The sequence below is a fragment of the Candidatus Thiodiazotropha endoloripes genome (genome assembly GCF_001708965.1).
Lineage (GTDB): Bacteria > Pseudomonadota > Gammaproteobacteria > Chromatiales > Chromatiaceae > Thiodiazotropha > Thiodiazotropha endoloripes.
This window is the reverse complement of record NZ_LVJW01000006.1, coordinates 1,664,731-1,686,637: the sequence shown is the minus strand read 5'-3', so window position 1 is coordinate 1,686,637 and position 21,907 is coordinate 1,664,731. Positions and strand designations below refer to the sequence as shown.

Here is a 21,907-nt window from a genome sequence, read left to right as displayed (position 1 = left end):
GGATTAAATAGATCAGAGCAGGACAAGGTTATCCCGATGAATCAATTCATCTTCATCGACATAGCCAAGCACCTCTTCGATCCGACTGCTTGGTACACCCATCAAACGCGTAGTCTCCTGAGCGTCATAGTTGACCAGGCCACGCGCAACTTCACTCCCCTGCTTATCGAGACAGACGACAACTTCACCCCGGGCAAAATCACCCTTCACATCGCTAACACCAACTGCCAGCAAACTGCTGCCCTGCTCACGCAACACTCGCACCGCACCATCATCGATGGTCAGACTCCCCCTGGGTTGCAGTTGACCGGCCAACCAGCGTTTTCTGGCGGCCTGGGGTTCCTGTACAGGCACCAGCAGGGTACCCACATCCTCACCACGATAAATCGCATCAACAACCTGTTTCTGTCTCCCCGCCGCAATCACAGTGCCTGTACCTGAGCGGGCCGCCAGCCGCGCTGCCCTCACCTTGGTCACCATACCACCCAGCCCAAGACCACTGGCGCTGCCGCCGGCGACCTGATCAAGCTGGGGGTTATCCACACGAGTTTGGGAGATCAGTTTTGCCTGAGGATTGAACCGGGGATCCGCATCGAACAAACCCTTCTGGTCTGTCAGCAATACCAGCAGATCCGCCTCGATGAGATTGGCGACCAGTGCGGCCAGGGTGTCATTATCACCAAAACGCAGCTCATCGTTGGTGACAGTATCGTTTTCATTGACCACGGGCACCACACCCAATTCAAGTAGCGTACGCAGGGTACTTCTGGCGTTCAGGTATCGGGATCTGTCTTCAAGGTCGTCGCGGGTCAGCAGCACCTGGGCGGTGTGCAGGTCAAACTTCTGAAATCCGGCCTCCCAGGCCTGCACCAATCCCATCTGGCCAATCGCAGCAGCGGCTTGCAGCTCATTCAGATTATGTGGGCGACTCTGCCAGCCCATGCGACTCATGCCTTCCGCCACCGCTCCGGATGAGACCAGTACCACTTGATGCCCGGTATGCCTCAGGGAGGCTATCTGTTCAACCCAGGAACCGAGCAGGTCAGAGGACAGACCCTTACCGTCAGCGGTAAGCAGTGCACTACCGATCTTAATAACCCAACGCTTGGAGCTGGCGATCTTTTCCCGGGAAATCATTTGCTACCTGACATGCTGAATACAATTAGACAACTATCTCATGAGACTTTGAAGCAAGCCAGAAATCGATCTGCCTTACTGCAAAGGATCCCACGCCTCATCATCATCCTGTTCCTCCGGCTCCCGCTCTGACTGCCACAACTGTTCCAGGCGCAGCATCAGTTCCGAGATCAGCTGCTTAGTGCCTTCACCTGATACGGCTGAGATACCATAAACCGGTCCACTCCAGCCCAGGCTTTCGCAAAGCGCCTGACTGCGCTCCTCGAACTCATCGTCCAGCAACAGATCCTTTTTGTTCAATACCAGCCAGCGCTCTTTACCGGCCAGCTCTTCTGAATAGCGGGACATCTCCTGCTCAATCTGGCGTACCTCACTGGCACTCTCCACCGACTCATCCAGCGGTGCGATATCCACCATATGCAACAGCAGGCGGGTACGGGAGAGGTGTTTGAGAAACTGCAGTCCGAGCCCTGCGCCTTCAGCCGCCCCTTCGATCACACCGGGGATATCCGCCACCACGAAACTGTGGTCCTGCCCAAGACTGACCACGCCGAGATTGGGGTAGAGGGTGGTAAAGGGGTAGTCCGCTACCCGTGGCCGGGCACTGGAGATTTTACTGATCAGACTCGATTTTCCCGCGTTGGGCATACCCAGCAGACCGACATCCGCCAGCAGGATCAGCTCCAGGCGTAATTCACGCCGCTCACCCTCGGTACCATGGGTAAACTGACGCGGGGTACGATTGGTACTGCTTTTGAAATGCACATTGCCGATACCGTGCTCACCACCCTGGGCCACCAACAGGGTCTGCTGGTGCTCCAGCAGTTCACCCAGCAGTTCGCCGGTCTCCTCATCGAAGATACGGGTGCCCACAGGAATCCGCACCTGCAGATCCTGCCCTTTTCGCCCGGTACGTTCGCGCCCCATGCCATTCTGGCCACGCTCGGCCTTATGGGTTCGCTGGGTACGGAAATCCACCAGCGTGTTCAGACCGCTGTCGGCAATCAGGTAGACACTGCCACCATCACCGCCATCCCCCCCGTCAGGGCCGCCTTTCGGGATATACTTCTCCCGGCGAAAACTGGCGCAACCGTTACCCCCGTCTCCGGCAATCACCTTGATTTTGGCTTCGTCTACAAATTTCATAGGCCAGAACGCAAAAAGCCTCGTCAACGGACGAGGCTTTTGAGCGTCAACTCCGTAATTGGATTACTCGGCGACAACGCTCACATATTTGCGGTTACGCGGGCCTTTGACTTCAAACTTGACCGTACCATCCGCTTTGGCGAACAGGGTGTGGTCTTTGCCAATGCCTACATTGACGCCGTTATGGAACTGGGTGCCACGCTGACGAACGATGATATTACCGGCTTTCACAGCCTGATCACCGTAGATCTTGACACCAAGACGTTTGGATTCCGAATCGCGGCCGTTACGTGTACTACCGCCTGCCTTTTTATGAGCCATCTCTCTCTCCTCAGCCGCTAATGCCAGTGACTTGCAACTCAGTGAACCACTGACGATGCCCCTGACGTTTCATATGGTGCTTGCGGCGACGAAACTTGATAATTTTCACTTTCTTGCCACGGCCGTGGGATTTCACGGTAGCCGTAACTTTGCCGCCATCGACATAAGGTGTACCGACCTTGACATCATCACCGTTGGTGATCATCAGAACCTTGTCCAGCTCAACAGAGGCGCCCTCATCAGCCGTCAACATCTCGACTTTGATGGTATCGCCTTCAGAAACCCGGTACTGTTTGCCGCCGGTTTGAATTACCGCATACATTGCATTAATCCCCGAAATATCCCGTTATCTTCTCAGCCAGACGTCTGGCGAGGTAAAGAGCCGGAATTCTACCCGTACGGACACGGCGGGTCAACCTGCAGTGAGACTGTTCTACAGACCGCCTGTGAAAGCACACTGATTCAGGCCCAGTATCTCACGGAGCGCCCCGCTATACTCATTACTAACCAGTTGTTTTAATTGAAATAATCGATTTCAATTCACAACGCCAGGCAGATCGCCAGACTCTCAATCCTGCCCCCCTGGCTTGAGCGGCAAACCCAGGTGAGCTCCAACACAGTTTCACTGCAATTGAGTAACGCCCAGGGATTAGCGTTGCTGTTTCGAATCTCCTCCATCAAGAATCACTGTCAACTCCGACGCGGGGACTGGATGACTGTAGTAGTAGCCTTGCAAACCATCACACCCATATTGCTGCAGATGGTCCGCCTGCGCCTCCGTCTCCACCCCTTCAGCGATAACCTTCAGCTTGAGACGTTTTGCCATCTCAATAATCATCAATGTGATCTCTTTGACATTTTCATTCTGCTGAAACTCCCGGGTAAAGGATTGATCAATCTTGATACGATCCAACGGAAAGTGCTGAAGATTACTCAACGATGAGTAACCGGTGCCAAAATCATCAATGGCCAGTTTTACACCTTGCTCTTTCAACAGGCGCATGGCGTTCGTAGCTTCAGCCAGATTCTGCATTACAGCGCTTTCTGTAATCTCCAACTCCAAATAGTCGGGCTCTAAACCACTATCCACAAGGCAACGTCGAACCTCATCAACCAGATTTTTATCGCTGAACTGCAAGGGTGAAAGATTGACTGCCAACTGTATTGGTCCCAAACCCTGACTGTTCCACTGCTGCACCTGCTGACAGGCTGTGCGCAACACCCATAGCCCTATGGTACGTATCAGCCCGGTATGTTCAGCCACAGGAATGAAGGCGCTGGGGTAGACCAGACCGAGCTCAGGGTTATGCCAGCGCAGCAGCGCCTCAACACCGAAGATCCGTCCAGTTTCGGTAATCACCTGAGGCTGGTAGTAGACTTCAAACTCATTACGTTCCAAAGCAAAGATAAGCGCCCGCTCCAACTGCGATCCCTGCTCCACCTCTTTGGCAATCTGTGGTGAATAGCGACAAACTGATTCAGCTCCCTGCATACGCGCTCTGAATACCGCGATCTTTGCATCACGCAACAACGCTTCACCATCCTCACTCTCATCCGGCCATATGCTCATACCTATACACGGTGCGAGAAACATCGAGGCCTCTTCGAAGGCGATGGGTTGCTGCATAATTCCAAGCAGATTCTGAGCAACCACATCCGCCGATTCAATATCATTCAATCCCTGCACCAATACCCCAAAGTCATCACCACCGAGATGACTGACGATGTCATCACTGCGCACCACATCGCGTAACAACCGAGCGATCATTTGCAACAATTGATTGCCGGCTGAACGGCCGATAATGCTACCGGTTGAGTTCAGCCACTTCACATGAATGATAATCAAAGCGGTGATATTGGCCTGTTCCGCATCAGAAGCCGTCAGCTTGCGCAGATACTCTTCCAACGCGTACTGGTTTGGCAGGCCGGTTACGGCATGATGGGTCGCCTGGTCATGCATCCGAACACTCAATTGACGATTGACACTTTTTTCATGCCGATGCAGCCAGACCCCCCATAAGGGAATTCCGATCAACAGAGGCACCATCGAAGCGGCAGGTGCAAACCAGACCTGTGTAACGGAAAGAGTCAAGCCGGCACCAACCGGTATACCGATCACCGCAACGAGAAACAGAACAACCGAAACAGGAAAGCGGGTCGATGAGAGTAGAAACGTTACCAAACCCGTAATCAGCAGAGTCAAATAGAGATGTGTATCCTGATTCATCTCTTTCAGCAGATTACCCCCCAGTAATCCGCTCAATACATGAGCATTCAACTGAACTCCCGGCATCCGTTGGTGATTTTGTGACACCGGTGTCGATATGACATCACCCAAACCGGTTGCCGTTGATCCAACCAACACATATCGTCCGGCAACCTTGTCTGCCGCTTCATCATCGTGGAGTAACTGATAGGCGGAGATCGTTTCAATTCCACCCTGGTTCGCATCGTAGGGAATAAGATAGCGCCCGGACCTAAGCCAACTGACCGACTCCCTATTGACTGTTTTGTTATCACGGCTGAGAGGAATTGAATCACCTGCCACATTGGCCATTGCCAAGGTAAAGGTTGGCCAACGCGCATCATCCATCCCCGCATACAGATAAAAACTGCGACAAAGTCCATCGCTATCGATCTCAAAATCCACATGTCCCAATGCCGCAGCCGACTCTGCCAGTATCGGAAGAGGCAGTACCTCGCCGATATGTTTTCCCGGTAGCGGATTGGTCGGCGCAACGGCAAGTACGGTTACATCACTGCGGGCAATCGCATCCGCGAAAATCCTGTCTGCCAACGGATCTGTGGTCTCCGCTTCGGAAAACAACACATCGAAACCGACGACACGGGCCTTCAATTCAGTCAATCGATCAAGCATTTTCGCGTGGACTTTTCTCGACCAGGGCCAACGCCCCATTGCTTGCAGACTTGAATCATCGATGGCCACGACCACCAGTTCATCGCTAATCCGGTTTTCAAGCAGATTGAGGAAATAGTCGTATAGTAGAAAATCCAGACGCTCTATCGCGGCATGTTTGACCAAAATAAAAGAGCAGGTAACCAGAATGGCTGATAAAACTATCTGACTGATTCTGCTCTTAATCAAAAGACTGCCTTATTCAACTACAAAAACAGCAAACCCATGATTGCGCTGATCGGGACAATCCAAACACTCTTACCCAACAGGGGGTCAACCTTTTGTACTGAGCTCCAAGGCCCATGATAGTCATCCTCATCCACGGCACATACTCTTATGTATCTAAGTTGGCTGTAGATGTGATCGAAGGTTTGCTCATTGGCTGAGATGATCTGGTCAAATTCGAGCTGTTTGAAATCAGCATCATGAGCCAACTGTACATGGTAGCGATAGTTTGAATTCAACGGCTGCCAGTTGCTGACAACATGAGCTTCTGTGGCTGTGACAATGACATTAGGGGATTCCATATCGGCTCTGAGCCGCCATGATCGGACTGCCCCTGACGGACCCACTTCCCCATCCTCGGCTATCGCTGAGACACGCCAAAAGTAGCGTCCAGGCTGTTTGAGTTCAGTCACCTCAAACTGAGTTTTGTCATCGGTTTCCTGCTTAAAGACGATCTCTTCAAATGCCTGATCCGCAGCAACCTCCAACAGGTAACCCCTGACTTTGCTGATCTGTTGCCACTTCAGTTCAACGCCTCCAAAATCGAGCATCTCACCATCCGCAGGGCTCAATGAGGTTGGTGGTTGGGGATGACGATCCAGGAGCAGCGACTGAACAGCGCTGTTCCCTTCAAGACCCACCTCATCGATACCGCGCACTCTGAACCAGTAGTCCCCATCAGCGAGATCCGGCAGCTTCACTTGAGGCTCCTGAACCACGGCCTCCCACTGCAGCACATCAAAATCGGCACTAGAGCTTATCTCCGCACGATAGCTGTTGGCGCCATCCAAAGATTGCCAATTGAGCTGCCATTCCAATGCCCTGAGCGGTTCAGGCAGCTCATGCAAGCCGGGAGAGGGCAGCAGTTTTCGAGGTTCCGTGGGCGCTTTGCCCAGGGCCACCTGTGTACCGAACCCTGCCGATACCAGGGTTTGCTGTTCAGCACCACTGACCACCACATCCCCCTCGAGGACCTCAATACTTGATGAGTCACCGTTCGGGCTGATCGCGGCACGATAGGCCGTCCCTCTGACCGCCGTGATGGCTGAAGGTGTATGAATTTCGAATCGAGAGCCGGGACCGGCCGTCGGCTTTACCTTGGTCTCCATGCGTCCCTGCCCGAGATGCACTCTGGAGTCCACCATGCCGGTCTCACCATAGGCGCTGAGGTGATCAAAACGCATCTCAGTATCACTGTACAGTGTTAAGCTGGAGTTATCCGCAAAGATGACAGAAGCACTGCTGTTCTGTCCGGTATTCAAGGTATCCCCAAGATGGATCAAAACACCTGATTTGAGGCTGTTCTCAGCTGAACCGTCAGCGCGGAGTATTCGAACCTTACCCTCAAGTAGACCGATTCGCGCAGGAACCGCATTACTGCGAATCCATTTCATTGGCACTCGCAACCAGCTGCCCGGTTGCAAACGCTTCGGGTTTTTAATGTTGTTCAGCTTTCGAAGCTGCTCAAAGCGCATTACACTATCCAGGTGCTTGGCGCTGAAATCCCAGAGGTTATCCCCCTCTACGACGGTATATACCCAATCAGCTGCCTGTAGAGGCAGGGAAAACAATAGAATAAGAATGGCGTTCCTCAGGAAAAAAATTCTTTTCGACAATGGAGTTCCCCTGATTTTATCCCTATGTTGCTGTTATAAGTTTCCAGTCTAAGTCATGAGAAATAGAGTGACTGTAAAAAAGAATTACATTATAGGTGTAGGCTAATTCCGCAACCAACAGGGTCTCCTAGACCTGCTTGAATTTAGCTTAAGAGTAAAATCGGCAAAAAGATAGCTCTACAGGAGATTTGGGAGCAATCAAATTACTCTAAAAGAACCCTGGTCAAGTCTCGACAATAACCTATAAAAGGGGATAGGAGACGGTTATCAGTGATGACTGACTACCTAGGTAGAGTTGCTGGAATCGCAACACCCTTCTCGACACGTAGGTTGCAGAATATTCCGAAGACATAGGTTATATAATTGAGCATTTGGGGGTGACCTCAGATGCCTTGTAAAGAGTGAAATCGTCTGGACGAACGTCTTAAATTTGTTACCCGCTTTCTGTAGTGGAAGATAATGTCTGTTGTTTTCCGTGAGTTTGGCATCTACCGAATGAGAGGCTACAAAATATTCAAACACTACAAGGAATTCGTTTTGCGCAGTTATGCGGACTGAACATGAGTAACAATCATAACCAGCCTGTAAATTCAGAGAGCTGAATCGACGATGACCAATTAGACGGTGCTGCCTACTGACTTTGATAATACGATCACACCTTGATATGCCGGGATGATGCGATTACCCTCCTCACCCTCATGTATCGCAACATACCCACCAACCTAATCACTGGATTCCTCGGTACTGGCAAGACCACTACCATCCTGCATCTTCTGTCTCAGGCACCCGTGGGGCAGCGTTGGGCTGTGCTGGTGAACGAGTTCGGGCGTATCGGTGTGGATGGCGACCTGATACAGGCCGAGGCGGTTGATCATGCCGAGATTTTCGTCGAAGAGGTTGCTGGCGGCTGCCTCTGTTGTGTCGGCAGTGCTGGCATGCAGGTGGGTCTGAATCGCCTGATCCAAAGCTCAAAACCAGACCGCATTCTTATCGAACCTACCGGTCTCGGACACCCGGCTCAACTCATCGAGCAACTCACCGGCCCCTATTATGGCGAAGTCCTTGATCTCCGTGCGACCATCGGTTTGGTGGATGCTCGCATGCTTAATGATCCCCGCTATACGTCTCACCCTAACTTCCAGGATCAACTCCATTTGGCCGATGTGCTCATTGGCAATAAGCTGGACTGCTACACTGACGCCGACAGAAGTGCATTCTACAGTCTGGTTAATGCTCAGGGCTCAGCCAAAAAGGCAGCCGCTATGGTAGCTCATGGCAACCTTAAACAGGCCTATCTTGATGAGCCCAGACTGGAGCGCATTGCCTTATTTCCCGAGGCGCACGCGTTCAATACTGATACTCACCATCACCATCATGGACACGAACCTCCCGCTGGCGATTGGCATCGTATTGAAGGTGCTGCCGATGGGTTCTACACGGCTAGTTGGACGCTGCCTACCGATGCCCTATTCGATCCGGCTTGCGTACGACAGATAATGGTTTTCTCAGGTGTGGTGAGAATGAAAGGTTTCCTGCCCTCATCCCATGGTCACATGAGAATCAACGCAACCCAGAGCGAATGGTCTGAAGAGGCTCTAGAGCAACAGATGAACCCAAGAATAGAGATGATCGGTACTGATCCATTGGATTGGCGCGCAATTGAACAGCAATTGCGGGGTTGTGTAGAGAACGCTTGCTAAGTTCTAGGGCCAATTGCAGCGACACGCACCATGCTGAATGAAAAAACACTCCCCGCCGAGCCGATTTGAATCGTGTTAACAGGTCCCAGGCTGATCCAGCACCGACACGGAATTACTCACTCAAATCAGTATCACTTAATCCCAATGCAGCTCTTTTAGTAAACAACCACATAAATGCTGCACTATATTAATGTTATGATATAACATAACATTAATATTCCAAGAATGTTCGCTTGTCATGTATCGAAACGCAACCAATTCTGAGTTGGTACCTCCTGCATCAACACATGCGGTGGACAACCAGCCCGATATTCTGCACCAAATACTCGATTAGACCGCGAACCTCGGCCAACACGGATATCGAAATGGAGAGCTAAAATGCCTTCGACATCTGACATAGACCGCAAGTTACCGGTCACCGTCCTATCCGGTTTTCTGGGTGCCGGCAAGACCACGCTGCTCAACCATATCCTCAACAACCGCGAAGGTCGGCGTGTCGCGGTCCTCTACGCCAGCTTTGGCAAGGTGCCACTGGATCAAGTCATGGGCACCGGACGTTTCGATTTTGCACGAGCGGCACAGTCACCGGGTTGGCTGGCTGAGATCCGCGGTGAACATACGCCTGAGACGGAAGAGTACGGTATCAGCAGCTTTGTCTATCGTGCACGTCGGCCTTTTCACCCAGTCCGCTTCGCCGAGGCATTAAAAACAGACTGGCCAGGGGATATCCTACGCTCTAAGGGTTTTTTCTGGCTAGCCTCACGGCATGATGCGGCGGGCGAACTGTCACAGGCAGGGGGCATCATGCGCCATGGCCCAGCCGGGATCTGGTGGGCAGCAGCGCCGAGCGAGCATTGGCCCCAGGAACCGGAATACCGCGCCCGCATAGAGGCTGAGTTTGACGGTGAGTATGGAGATCGTCGTCAGGAGATTGTGTTCATTGGACAGCACCTCGATCCTGACCAGACCAGAGCGACCCTCGATCAATGCCTGCTCACCGAGACCGAACTGGCAGCAGGCCCTGAGACATGGAAGACGTACGACGATCCTTTTCCGAAGTGGTTCGCCGATCATGAGGAGGCATAACCCATGAACGATGGTACCGAACGCTACGAGAAAGAGTTCTTCCCAAGCAACTATGCTGGCTGGCGCTATTGCATCGAGGTCAAATGCAGTCAGGCGTTGACGCCCGAGTTTGTTAAGGCGCGCATTACCATTCTTGGTGATTCCCAGCATGAGGAATCACGACGTTTTGCAAGCTTGTATGGCCATCCCTGGCGCGAGCAGGTGCTGGCGTGGTTTCAACGTGCGGCGGCAGAGGTATGAAGACGAATTTTGCCTTTTCTCGCCGCGATCCGGCTACAGCAGCTTCTTCCGCTGCGGCTACAGAATTCAACACAGCGACACAGAGATATGGCCAAGAAAATTAGCGAATTGAAACGGCATGTGCAGCCCCACGGCTCCTCAGACAGTGGTCCACCCATCGATGACGACTACATGGGGTCGAGCCAGTTGACCTATTTCAAGCAGAAGCTCCTGAACTGGCGATCAGAGTTACTTGATGAGGTAGATGCGACGCTCGCGGAGCTCCGTCACGACAGCCACCATGAGGTGGGCGATGAAGCAGACCGAGCTACCCGTGAAGCTGCCCAGACGCTGGAGTTGCGCACGCGAGACCGCTACCGCAAGCTACTGGGCAAGATCGACGCTGCCCTCAGCCGGATTGACGATGGAACCTACGGCTGGTGCGAGGACACCGGTGAGCCAATCGGCTTGGCGCGGCTTGAGGCGCGCCCCGTTACGACACTTTGTGTGGAAGCTCAGGAACGACGCGAACTACGCGAGCGGCTAACCGGAGTGGATCTCGGCAGAAAATGAGCCTGGCCTCTAACCGATGAAAGCACAGAATGACAACCGGGTGGAACCGGCTCCTGATCCTTTCGCCCCGGAGAAAGTGTTAACTATGTCTCCGGAATAGACCCCTATGAGAATGGAGCCGGCGAGAGGATTCGAACCCCCGACCAGCTGATTACAAATCAGCTGCTCTACCAACTGAGCTACGCCGGCTAAGGAGTGCGAATTCTAAGCGTTTCTTTGCCTCCTGGCAAACTATTGGCACTCAATCTCTTTTCTGACCAGTTCAGGAAAATCCTTGACCAGCCCCGCCCAGTCCCGATCGCTTAGCACTGCGCTGTTGCCCGTTTTGTAACTCAACCAGTAATTGGTCTTTTCCCGATATCTGGGCTGGATCACCGAATTAAAGCCAAGCGCGTCGATTTCACGCTTCCGGTCCCCCGCACGAATCTCATCTCTGAAAAGCCCCAGGGAGATGGCATGAACCAGCTTGCCACTGGTAAAGCGCCAAAGATCAGAAACACCTGATTCTTCAAGCTTTTTTGCTATATTTACCGCTTCTCTTCGGGTTGACTGCTGGGGGATGAGCACCCAATAGCCCGCCTGCTCGTTTCTCGACTCCGACTGCAATTCAGGCTTGAACCCCAGGGCTCTCATCCTGACTGAAATCTCTTCAGCTGCAGAGCGTGTGTCCACATACCCCAACATGGCGCATCGTACCGATACTTCCTCCGGGGACTCCTCCTGTGGGGGAGGGGGTGGTGTTTCAGCGACGATCTCCTCGGCTGGTGGTTCCTCGGGTAGTGCTGTTTGCTGAGTTTGCTGTTGCTCTGCAGGTCTATCTTTGAGCGGCGGCTCCTCCAGCTCCGGTTTGGTCGTCTCATCAGCCTCCACCATCAGCTCTTCAGTTGCGACAGCCCCAGGCTCATCATTCGCAGCTGCGGATTCCTGCTCACCGGCCAGCTTCAGTTCTCCGACATCGGCTAACAGTGAGGATCGCTCAGCAACCTGTTGCTGCGGATAGATCAGCATAAACAGGCCAAGATTAATCAGCAATAGTGTTAAAAAAAGCCATTTCATAAGTCATTCTGCTTGAGCTGATTGTAATGCCAATCCCTGAAGAACAAGATCTGGTATCACCTGGTGAGTCGCTGACAGATGAGCTGACAAGCTATCTGCGTTCCCTCCAGTAATAATACACTCTGCAGTTTTTCCACATCGCTGCTCTAAATCCTGAAGTAACCTTTCTACCACGCAGAGATGTGCCAGCATAGCGCCAGATTGAATCCCTGCTGCGGTATCAGTCGCAAAACTGTTCAAATTCAAACCACTCTCACCAAAAGAGAGGTCCGTATTCAGTTCCAGGCACTTGCCGATGAGCTGCAGACCCGGCAGTATCAGCCCACCAAGGTGCCGACCCGATTCATCCACGCCATCAACTGTGGTGGCTGAACCGCAATCTACAACAAGTTTCGGTCCACCACCAATATGGTAGGCTGCCAACAGGGCCAACCACCGATCAACACCCAGTTGGGATGGTGTGGTATACCCAGTGGTTACCCCCAGCTCCTGCTGGGCTGTTGTCGAAAATCGGACCTCGGCCTGCCAGTGTTGAGCGATCCAGTGATTGAGGCGTTGAGAAATCCGTGTGGTTCTGACAGAGGCGATATGCACCTCAGATGGCACCTCCATATCGATCCAGGCCCGATCGATCGATTCCGGGATCTGATGAGAACTTGCCCTGTGTACGACCTTTGATTGCAGCTCACGCTCATTCGCCCATTTGATAGCCGTATTGCCAATATCTACAAAGAGTTTCATAGCCTAGGATCTGCTGACATCGTTCTGATTTCCCCTAAGACTCACTTCACCAGCGTGAAAGGTTCGAATCCCCCCTTCAGTCTCAATCCTGATACCACCGGTTTCATCGATCCCCATATGTATTCCTGTGTGCATGTTACTGGCACTGCTGATCACAACCTGTTTGCCTAGATAGAGGTCATACTCATGCCACTCATCGGTAAACCCTGCGAGTCCTTGCTGCAGATACTGTTCGGCAACATCTCTTAAATGCGCGGTCAGTCTGGCTGCCAGCTCATTCCGATTAAAAGGTTGAACATGCGGAATCTGTCTTAAATCGGCCCAAGGCTGATCAATCCCCTCACCATACTGACCCATACCCAGGTTGAGCCCGACACCAATCACGACCTGGGACGGACCGCTTGATTCACCCGCTACCTGCAACAGCAATCCTGCCAGTTTTCTCCCTTGCCAAAGCACATCATTCGGCCACTTAAGTCCGGCCTGATGACAATTCATCTGACGCAACAGACGCAGCACTGCAATGGCGGAAGTCAGGCTCAATCCGGCAACCTGGGCTGGAGCGAGATCGAATCGTAACAACATCGAGTAGTAGAGGTTTCTGCCAAACGGGGAGACCCATTGTCTGCCATGGCGACCCTTTCCCCCAGTTTGCTGCTCTGCAAGACAAACGGTACCGGACTTGATACCCAAGGCTGCCTTCTGCATCAACCAGGCATTGGTGGAATCGATGGTTGTATGGAGTTCAACGGGCGGCGGCTCTATACCAAGCTGACTAAACACCTTTTCGATCGAGTCCCTGTCGAGCAGATCCAAGGGCCCCTGCAATCGATATCCCCGGCCCTTGACGGCATCAACCTGAAGACCGTATTTATCTTTTATCTTCTGCAGTTTCTTCCAGACACCGGCACGACTGATGCCGAGCATCTCACCCAGCTCCTGACCGGAATGAAACCGGCCATCAGCCATTTTATTGATCAGCAGGATCTCTTCAGCCATGGCCCATCAACCAGTCTGACTGACGTTGTTTGACCTCTTCATCAGAAGGTTCGGTCAGATCGAAGTAACAGGTATCGAAAGCTGCCAGCTGCGGTTGCAACAACAAATTCATCAAGTGCCCCCGACGAAACAGATGTACCTCGATATCACTACCCGCTTCGCTATCGAGAATGTAGTTTTCAAACTGCTTTGCATTCATTCTGAGCCCATCCACGGCGACAATCTCATCACCAGCAGAGATACCCGCTTTCTGTGCAGCCCCATCATCAAACACCTGTTGCACTTTGATGCCGCTATTTTTGTTGGTCCACTTTGCACCAATACCCGTAAACGGTTGCTGCTCGCGCTCCTTGTCACCAACTACCCCACCGCGGTCATCAAAGGATTTAGCCGGTAACAATTTCATTTCAACACCGAATTCCGAAAAACACTCTGCGAGGGGAAGTTCCTCGGTGGAGCGCAGACCAAGATCAAACAGTGATTGAAGATCGAGTGAAGTCACGTCAGCCACAACCGTTTCGAGACCATTTTCCGGTACGCCTTTACCCGGCTTGCCATAGCGTAACCACATTTCACGCATAACCTGATCGAGTGAAAACCTACCCTTACTTTGAAGACGTATCGTCAAATCCAGCAGCAGCGCGAACAGGGCGCCCTTCGCATAGTAACTGACAATGGCGTTGGGTGCGTTCTCATCCTGTTTGTAGAATTTTGTCCAGACATCAAAGCTCGACTCTTCGAGTGTCTGTTTATGTCGCCCACTACCTCTCATCACCCGGGTGACAGTTTCGGCGAGCATTTCAAAATAGTCCTGTTTACTGATAACACCACTGCGCACAAGGATTAATTCGTCATAGTATGAAGTGATACCTTCAAAAACCCATAACTGACGGGTGTACACCTCCTGCTGTGTATTCTGTTGTAGAAAAGCTTTTGGGGTTATGCGCTTCACATTCCATAAGTGAAAATACTCATGACTGCACAAAGCCAGCAACCTACGATATCCCGAGGATATCTTACGATCACGCTGTGCCGGTAAATCGTCCCTTGGAAAGATCAGGCTGGTAGAATTCTTATGCTCAAGTCCGCCATAACCATCTTCAACCACACGCAACAGAAACAGGTAATCCTGAACCGGCAAATCACCAAACAACTCAACCTGCTTTTCACAAATCCTTGCTAAATGTAAACATAAATTCTCATGATCGAATCTTTTAACACCACTTACTACAAATCGGTGGTTACATCCCGCCACTTCAAACTGACTCTCGGAATAGTCTCCGATCTCACCCGGGCAATCAATTAAAGCTTCGTAATCATCGGCCTGGTAAGTTCCGAAGCCCTGATCATCGATACTTTCCGGTTTCATTGAAAAGGCAACCCGCCACTGCTTCAACGGCATGATTTGTGGAGCAAGGATCTCCAACCTGCACGGCATCAACTCCTGCCCACGGACTGCTAGAAACAGAGCCGGTCCATTGAAATAGGCGTGGGTATTGTCGAAATGAGCCGATCTGACGGTAAGCTCCCAGGCATAAACCTGATAGTTGAGTGTGAGCGGTTGGTTAACCGGTTCGATCTGCCAACTCTGTTTGTCCAGTTTATTGAGGGTGAGTTGTTGCCCATTGGCATTGGCTTCAATCAAAACGATATGTCTGGCGTAATCCCGTATCAGATAACTGCCTCTTATCCAGGCTGGCAGATAGACGACCTGTCCATCTGGATCAGGATTCTGAATGGTCAGTTCAACTTCGAATAGATGGCTTTGTGGGGATAGTAGATTTAGTCTGTAGTCGATCATTCTCATTTCCAGTTATTGACTGCACTACGCCCCTGGTTGTTTATTGGTCTGGCAATCAGGCCAGAGTGGGTTGCACTGACAAGGTAACGGGCACCGGACTGTATCGGCATGTAGACCGAACTGCCATACATGGTATCCAGAACACCGAACTTATCCGTAAGATATGAGAACAGTTCATCTGTGTTGATGGAAGTATCAGACAACTGGTATATCTGATTTGCCGCTGGACTGTTTCGGTAATTTCGCCCACTGATGGTTTCAAGTCTGACAATCGGCTCCTTACCGAACAGGGTGAACCAGGGTTTCCACTTAATGAACCGGGCATCCAGTCGCCACTCATCCGCAGCGATCAGGTGAGTTGACGTCCTGCCATCATAGGTTAACGTCAACTCAGCTCCAGTTTCAGAAAAATCTGCAACCTCAACCTCTACCAGATCTATCTCCCGGGTGAGTTGCACATAGGTCTGAACATTCATCAGCAAGAGGGTGAAGATCGTAGCGATAAGCAGGGTAAATGTTCCGAACACACCGCTGAATGTGGCACTCAGCACTCTCCTTTTGAAAAGGAGCTGTCGCAAAGAGAGCGTGATCAGTATCAAACCTGTTATCAGCAGTGCAATGGAAATAGCCATCTAGTAGGGCCTGTTAAAACAAATCCAGACATCGAAGAGAAACTTTTTAAAAAAAAGATTCTACGCCTTTGGACAAAAAAAAACCCCGTATCGTTTCCGATACGGGGTTTTTGTGTAAAAACCTGGCAGTGTCCTACTTTAACATGGGGAAACCCCACACTATCATCGGCGCTATGTCGTTTCACTTCCGAGTTCGAGATGGGATCGGGTGGTACCAACACGCTATAGCCGCCAGGCAAACTGGTGGAGTTGCTCAACTTGAACAACTCTGCATTCGGTTAGATCGCTAGAGTATTGGGTGTGCGTTTGTTTGAACCAAACCCAAAATGTTTGGGTGTTATATGGTCAAGTCTCACGGGCAATTAGTACTGGTTAGCTTCATACATTACTGTACTTCCACACCCAGCCTATCAACGTTGTAGTCTTCAACGGCCCTTCAGTGTCTTCAAGAGACAAGTGAGATCTAATCTTGGGAGGGGCTTCCCGCTTAGATGCTTTCAGCGGTTATCCTGTCCGTATATAGCTACCCGGCAATGCCACTGGCGTGACAACCGGAACACCAGAGATACGTCCACTCCGGTCCTCTCGTACTAGGAGCAGCTTCCCTCAAATCTCAAACGCCCACGGCAGATAGGGACCGAACTGTCTCACGACGTTCTAAACCCAGCTCGCGTACCACTTTAAATGGCGAACAGCCATACCCTTGGGACCGACTTCAGCCCCAGGATGTGATGAGCCGACATCGAGGTGCCAAACACCGCCGTCGATATGAACTCTTGGGCGGTATCAGCCTGTTATCCCCGGAGTACCTTTTATCCGTTGAGCGATGGCCCTTCCATACAGAACCACCGGATCACTAAGACCTACTTTCGTACCTGCTCGACTTGTCTGTCTCGCAGTCAAGCACCCTTATGCCTTTGCACTCGTTGCGCGATGTCCGACCGCGCTGAGGGTACCTTCGTGCTCCTCCGTTACTCTTTGGGAGGAGACCGCCCCAGTCAAACTACCCACCATACACTGTCCCTAACCCGGATAACGGGTCGAGGTTAGAACTCCAAATATGTCAGGGTGGTATTTCAAGGTTGGCTCCACGTAAACTGGCGTCTACGTTTCAAAGCCTCCCACCTATCCTACACAAACATATTCAAAGTCCAGTGCAAAGCTGTAGTAAAGGTTCACGGGGTCTTTCCGTCTAGCCGCGGGTACACTGCATCTTAACAGCGATTTCAATTTCACTGAGTCTCTGGTGGAGACAGCGTGGCCATCGTTACGCCATTCGTGCAGGTCGGAACTTACCCGACAAGGAATTTCGCTACCTTAGGACCGTTATAGTTACGGCCGCCGTTTACCGGGGCTTCGATCAAGAGCTTCGTCCGAAGACTAACCCCATCAATTAACCTTCCGGCACCGGGCAGGCGTCACACCCTATACTTCCTCTTTCGAGTTTGCAGAGTGCTATGTTTTTAATAAACAGTCGCAGCCACCTGGTCACTGCAACCCTCTTCTGCTAGGAGAGCAAGTCTCTTCACATACCAAGGGCGTACCTTCTCCCGAAGTTACGGTACTATTTTGCCTAGTTCCTTCACCAGAGTTCTCTCAAGCGCCTTGGGATTCTCACCCTACCCACCTGTGTCGGTTTAGAGTACGGTTACTTATTACCTGAAGCTTAGAGGTTTTTCCTGGAAGTATGGCATCAATCACTTCGCTTCACATGGAAGCTCGTCATCACGTCTCAGAATTGTCCGTCCGGATTTGCCTAAACAGACTCCCTACACGTTTAAACCGGGTAAACCAACACCCGGATGATCTAGCCTTCTCCGTCACCCCATCGCAGTAATAAGTAGTTCCGGAATATTAACCGGATTCCCATCGACTACGCATTTCTGCCTCGCCTTAGGGGCCGACTAACCCTGCGCCGATTAGCGTTGCGCAGGAAACCTTGGGTTTTCGGCGAGGGGGCCTCTCACCCCCTTTATCGTTACTCATGTCAGCATTCGCACTTCTGATACCTCCAGCATGCTTTACAACACACCTTCGCAGGCTTACAGAACGCTCCTCTACCATACGTGTAAACACGTATCCGCAGCTTCGGTACATGGCTTAAGCCCCGTTAAATCTTCCGCGCAGGCCGACTCGACTAGTGAGCTATTACGCTTTCTTTAAAGGATGGCTGCTTCTAAGCCAACCTCCTAGCTGTCTATGCCTTCCCACATCGTTTCCCACTGAGCCATGATTTTGGGACCTTAGCTGGCGGTCTGGGTTGTTTCCCTTTCCACGACGGACGTTAGCACCCGCCGTGTGTCTCCCGCGATTGCACTTCCAAGTATTCGGAGTTTGCATCGGTTTGGTAAGCCGGGATGGCCCCCTAGCCGAAACAGTGCTCTACCCCCTGGAGTGAGACGCGAGGCGCTACCTAAATAGCTTTCGAGGAGAACCAGCTATCTCCGGGCTTGATTAGCCTTTCACTCCTAGCCACAGCTCATCCCCCCATTTTTCAACATAGGTGGGTTCGGGCCTCCAGCGCGTGTTACCGCACCTTCACCCTGGCCATGGCTAGATCGCCCGGTTTCGGGTCTACTCCCAGCGACTGAACGCCCTATTAAGACTCGGTTTCCCTACGCCTCCCCTATACGGTTAAGCTTGCCACTGAGAAGTAAGTCGCTGACCCATTATACAAAAGGTACGCAGTCACCCCCGAAGGGGCTCCCACTGCTTGTACGCATACGGTTTCAGGTTCTATTTCACTCCCCTCTACGGGGTTCTTTTCGCCTTTCCCTCACGGTACTGGTTCACTATCGGTCGGTAGAGAGTATTTAGCCTTGGAGGATGGTCCCCCCATCTTCAGTCAGAATATCACGTGTTCCGACCTACTTAATACGTCAATCATTCATTTCGTGTACGGGGCTATCACCCTGTATCGCTGGACTTTCCAGACCATTTCACTATGAATTTCATGTTCGGCTGGTCCCCGTTCGCTCGCCGCTACTGAGGGAATCTCAATTGATTTCTTTTCCTCCGGGTACTTAGATGTTTCAGTTCCCCGGGTTTGCCTCTTACACCTATGAATTCAGTGCAAGATACCTGTCTTACGACAGGTGGGTTTTCCCATTCGGAAATCTCCGGATCAAAGCCTGTTTGCTGGCTCCCCGAAGCTTATCGCAAGCTACAACGTCCTTCATCGCCTTCTACCGCCTAGGCATCCACCGTATGCGCTTAATCACTTGACCATATAACCCCAAAAATTCTGGAGTCTGGTCGCTCGTACAAATGCAACATACCCAAATAACTAAGTTTTTGAGAACTTAGATACTCATTTAGATATTATGGATGTCTCACGACATCCGCCTATCTGCGATCTAACCTAATTTTTAAAGAGCAGTACTTCGAAAATACGAAGTGGCTAGCGTTTACTTCGCTAGACACTTAACACTTTCACCAGTTTGGTGGAGCCAGGGAGGATCGAACTCCCGACCTCCTGCGTGCAAGGCAGGCGCTCTCCCAGCTGAGCTATGGCCCCTGAAGAGTCATTGATTCTGAACATTTGGTGGGTCTGGGAGGATTTGAACCTCCGACCTCACCCTTATCAGGGGTGCGCTCTAACCAACTGAGCTACAGACCCAAGTACTCAGTGCAGTACAGCTGCTTAGCTGTTCGACAGGTCTGTATCTGCTTCAACATCGGTTAGGTAACTTGTGTGGATGCTCCGAAGATCCGGGCAACTTTTTTAAAGGAGGTGATCCAGCCGCAGGTTCCCCTACGGCTACCTTGTTACGACTTCACCCCAGTCATGAATCACAAAGTGGTGAGCGCCCTCCCGAAGGTTAAGCTACCCACTTCTTTTGCAACCCACTCCCATGGTGTGACGGGCGGTGTGTACAAGGCCCGGGAACGTATTCACCGCAGCATTCTGATCTGCGATTACTAGCGATTCCGACTTCATGGAGTCGAGTTGCAGACTCCAATCCGGACTACGACCGGTTTTCTGAGATTTGCTTCCCCTCGCGGGTTCGCGGCTCTCTGTACCGGCCATTGTAGCACGTGTGTAGCCCAGCCCATAAGGGCCATGATGACTTGACGTCATCCCCACCTTCCTCCGGTTTGTCACCGGCAGTCTCCCTAGAGTTCCCACCATTATGTGCTGGCAACTAGGGACAAGGGTTGCGCTCGTTACGGGACTTAACCCAACATCTCACGACACGAGCTGACGACAGCCATGCAGCACCTGTCACTGGATTCCCGAAGGCACCAAACTATCTCTAGTAAGTTTCCAGGATGTCAAGGGCTGGTAAGGTTCTTCGCGTTGCATCGAATTAAACCACATGCTCCACCGCTTGTGCGGGCCCCCGTCAATTCCTTTGAGTTTTAACCTTGCGGCCGTACTCCCCAGGCGGTCAACTTATCGCGTTAGCTGCGCCACTAAACCCTTAAATGAGTCCAACGGCTAGTTGACATCGTTTACAGCGTGGACTACCAGGGTATCTAATCCTGTTTGCTACCCACGCTTTCGCACCTCAGTGTCAGTATTGGTCCAGGAAGCCGCCTTCGCCACTGATGTTCCTCCGGATATCTACGCATTTCACCGCTACACCCGGAATTCCGCTTCCCTCTACCATACTCTAGCCAAGCAGTTTCAAATGCAGTTCCCAGGTTGAGCCCAGGGCTTTCACATCTGACTTACTTGACCACCTACGCGCGCTTTACGCCCAGTAATTCCGATTAACGCTTGCACCCTCCGTATTACCGCGGCTGCTGGCACGGAGTTAGCCGGTGCTTCTTCTAAAGTTAACGTCAAGACCCAAGGTTATTAACCCTAGGCTTTTCTTCACAATTGAAAGTGCTTTACAACCCGCAGGCCTTCTTCACACACGCGGTATTGCTGGATCAGGGTTGCCCCCATTGTCCAATATTCCCCACTGCTGCCTCCCGTAGGAGTCTGGGCCGTGTCTCAGTCCCAGTGTGGCTGATCGTCCTCTCAGACCAGCTATGGATCGTCGCCTTGGTAGGCCATTACCCTACCAACAAGCTAATCCAACGCAGGCTCATCTAATAGCGCGAGGTCCGAAGATCCCCCGCTTTCCCCCGTAGGGCGTATGCGGTATTAGCTCGAGTTTCCCCGAGTTGTCCCCCACTACTAGGCAGATTCCTACGCGTTACTCACCCGTCCGCCACTCGTCAGCCGAGAGCAAGCTCTCGCTGTTACCGTTCGACTTGCATGTGTTAAGCATACCGCCAGCGTTCAATCTGAGCCAGGATCAAACTCTTCAGTTTAAGTTTGATAGCTGCTTATGGCAGCCAATCTTTTTGACTCGAGATTCATCGGATAGAATTACTATCTTTTTGAATGCTCTTCGTCGATCTTTGGTTACCCAAAATCAACGGAGCACCCACACAAATTACCTAACCTAATTGTTAAAGAGCTTCTCAAAATTTTCGTTTGAGAAAGACCGCCTATTCTACAGTGCCGGTTGCTTGTGTCAAGAAGAATCTCAACTTTTTTCAAGCTGGTCGGTCATGTCCGGCCTGTTCGAGAGCGCGTATTCTACAGTCCGAAAAGTCATTGTCAACAACTATTTGAACTATTTATTACATCGCTCTTTCTATCGTATTACCGTCGCCGGCAAAGCCGATAGAGGAGGCGCATTATACGTCGATCTTTCCAATCGTCAACTAAAATTCGAAAGGAATTTTAACGACCTATTTTTGCCTCTCCCCAGCCCCTGAATCAGCCGTTTTTCAGC

The 21,907-nt window shown here is 51.6% G+C and carries 15 protein-coding genes, 3 tRNA genes and 3 rRNA genes; 4 read left to right on the top strand and 17 right to left on the bottom strand.

Translation table 11 applies throughout. The features are described 5' to 3' along the window. Positions 1-12 precede the first annotated feature (12 nt). The 6 genes from proB to A3193_RS18270 form a co-directional block, all read right to left on the bottom strand. Positions 13-1,137, bottom strand: a complete 1,125-nt coding sequence (gene proB / locus A3193_RS18295) for a glutamate 5-kinase (RefSeq protein ID WP_069002778.1) — start codon at positions 1,135-1,137, stop codon at positions 13-15. Positions 1,138-1,212: 75 nt separating this feature from the next. Further along, on the bottom strand, positions 1,213-2,283 hold the full coding sequence (cgtA, locus tag A3193_RS18290) for an Obg family GTPase CgtA (protein ID WP_069002777.1): 1,071 nt from the start codon (positions 2,281-2,283) through the stop codon (positions 1,213-1,215). 63 nt (positions 2,284-2,346) lie between these two features. Further along, entirely contained in the window at positions 2,347-2,604 is a 258-nt protein-coding gene (rpmA, locus tag A3193_RS18285) for a 50S ribosomal protein L27 (protein WP_069002776.1), read from the bottom strand. 10 nt (positions 2,605-2,614) lie between these two features. Then, positions 2,615-2,926, bottom strand: coding sequence for a 50S ribosomal protein L21 (gene rplU / locus A3193_RS18280; RefSeq protein WP_068987474.1), 312 nt, complete (start codon positions 2,924-2,926; stop codon positions 2,615-2,617). Positions 2,927-3,253: 327 nt separating this feature from the next. Beyond that, positions 3,254-5,647, bottom strand: a complete 2,394-nt coding sequence (locus tag A3193_RS18275) for an EAL domain-containing protein (RefSeq protein WP_162272421.1) — start codon at positions 5,645-5,647, stop codon at positions 3,254-3,256. An 80-nt stretch (positions 5,648-5,727) separates the two neighbouring features. Continuing rightward, positions 5,728-7,362: a FecR domain-containing protein gene (locus tag A3193_RS18270; protein WP_069015451.1), complete on the bottom strand. Its 1,635-nt coding sequence runs from the start codon at positions 7,360-7,362 to the stop codon at positions 5,728-5,730. Between the two features lie 659 nt (positions 7,363-8,021). On the opposite strand from A3193_RS18270, the gene A3193_RS18265 reads away from it, so the two are divergent. The 4 genes from A3193_RS18265 to dksA all read left to right on the top strand — a co-directional run bounded on the left by A3193_RS18265 (position 8,022) and on the right by dksA (position 10,940). Further along, positions 8,022-9,062, top strand: a complete 1,041-nt coding sequence (locus A3193_RS18265) for a CobW family GTP-binding protein (protein WP_141694801.1) — start codon at positions 8,022-8,024, stop codon at positions 9,060-9,062. Positions 9,063-9,440: 378 nt separating this feature from the next. Further along, positions 9,441-10,148, top strand: a complete 708-nt coding sequence (locus A3193_RS18260) for a GTP-binding protein (RefSeq protein ID WP_083218841.1) — start codon at positions 9,441-9,443, stop codon at positions 10,146-10,148. A gap of 3 nt (positions 10,149-10,151) precedes the next feature. Beyond that, positions 10,152-10,388: a hypothetical protein gene (locus tag A3193_RS18255; RefSeq protein WP_069002772.1), complete on the top strand. Its 237-nt coding sequence runs from the start codon at positions 10,152-10,154 to the stop codon at positions 10,386-10,388. An 87-nt stretch (positions 10,389-10,475) separates the two neighbouring features. After that, on the top strand, positions 10,476-10,940 hold the full coding sequence (gene dksA, locus A3193_RS18250) for an RNA polymerase-binding protein DksA (RefSeq protein ID WP_069002771.1): 465 nt from the start codon (positions 10,476-10,478) through the stop codon (positions 10,938-10,940). 113 nt (positions 10,941-11,053) lie between these two features. Here dksA and A3193_RS18245 read toward each other — a convergent pair. The 11 genes from A3193_RS18245 to A3193_RS18195 form a co-directional block, all read right to left on the bottom strand. Beyond that, a tRNA-Thr gene (locus A3193_RS18245) sits at positions 11,054-11,129 on the bottom strand. Positions 11,130-11,171: 42 nt separating this feature from the next. Next, complete coding sequence (locus tag A3193_RS18240) at positions 11,172-11,996, bottom strand: hypothetical protein (protein ID WP_069015449.1); 825 nt, start codon at positions 11,994-11,996, stop codon at positions 11,172-11,174. 3 nt (positions 11,997-11,999) lie between these two features. After that, complete coding sequence (locus tag A3193_RS18235) at positions 12,000-12,737, bottom strand: type III pantothenate kinase (protein ID WP_069002759.1); 738 nt, start codon at positions 12,735-12,737, stop codon at positions 12,000-12,002. A gap of 3 nt (positions 12,738-12,740) precedes the next feature. Beyond that, complete coding sequence (gene birA / locus A3193_RS18230) at positions 12,741-13,736, bottom strand: bifunctional biotin--[acetyl-CoA-carboxylase] ligase/biotin operon repressor BirA (RefSeq protein ID WP_069015448.1); 996 nt, start codon at positions 13,734-13,736, stop codon at positions 12,741-12,743. Next, positions 13,729-15,537 carry a M61 family metallopeptidase gene (locus A3193_RS18225; RefSeq protein ID WP_069015447.1) on the bottom strand — a complete coding sequence of 603 codons (1,809 nt, stop codon included), beginning with the start codon at positions 15,535-15,537 and terminating at the stop codon, positions 13,729-13,731. The genes birA and A3193_RS18225 overlap by 8 nt, the downstream gene beginning before the upstream one ends. A gap of 2 nt (positions 15,538-15,539) precedes the next feature. Continuing rightward, entirely contained in the window at positions 15,540-16,169 is a 630-nt protein-coding gene (locus A3193_RS18220) for a hypothetical protein (RefSeq protein WP_069002756.1), read from the bottom strand. Positions 16,170-16,289: 120 nt separating this feature from the next. Further along, positions 16,290-16,405 (bottom strand): 5S ribosomal RNA (gene rrf, locus A3193_RS18215). A gap of 105 nt (positions 16,406-16,510) precedes the next feature. After that, positions 16,511-19,396: ribosomal RNA gene (locus tag A3193_RS18210) — 23S ribosomal RNA — on the bottom strand. Positions 19,397-19,610: 214 nt separating this feature from the next. Continuing rightward, positions 19,611-19,686: transfer RNA gene (locus A3193_RS18205), tRNA-Ala, on the bottom strand. A gap of 25 nt (positions 19,687-19,711) precedes the next feature. Continuing rightward, positions 19,712-19,788, bottom strand: a tRNA-Ile gene (locus tag A3193_RS18200). 107 nt (positions 19,789-19,895) lie between these two features. Further along, positions 19,896-21,437 (bottom strand): 16S ribosomal RNA (locus tag A3193_RS18195). Together the 16S, 23S and 5S rRNA genes with 2 tRNA genes alongside form the textbook arrangement of a ribosomal RNA operon. Positions 21,438-21,907: the final 470 nt, after the last annotated feature.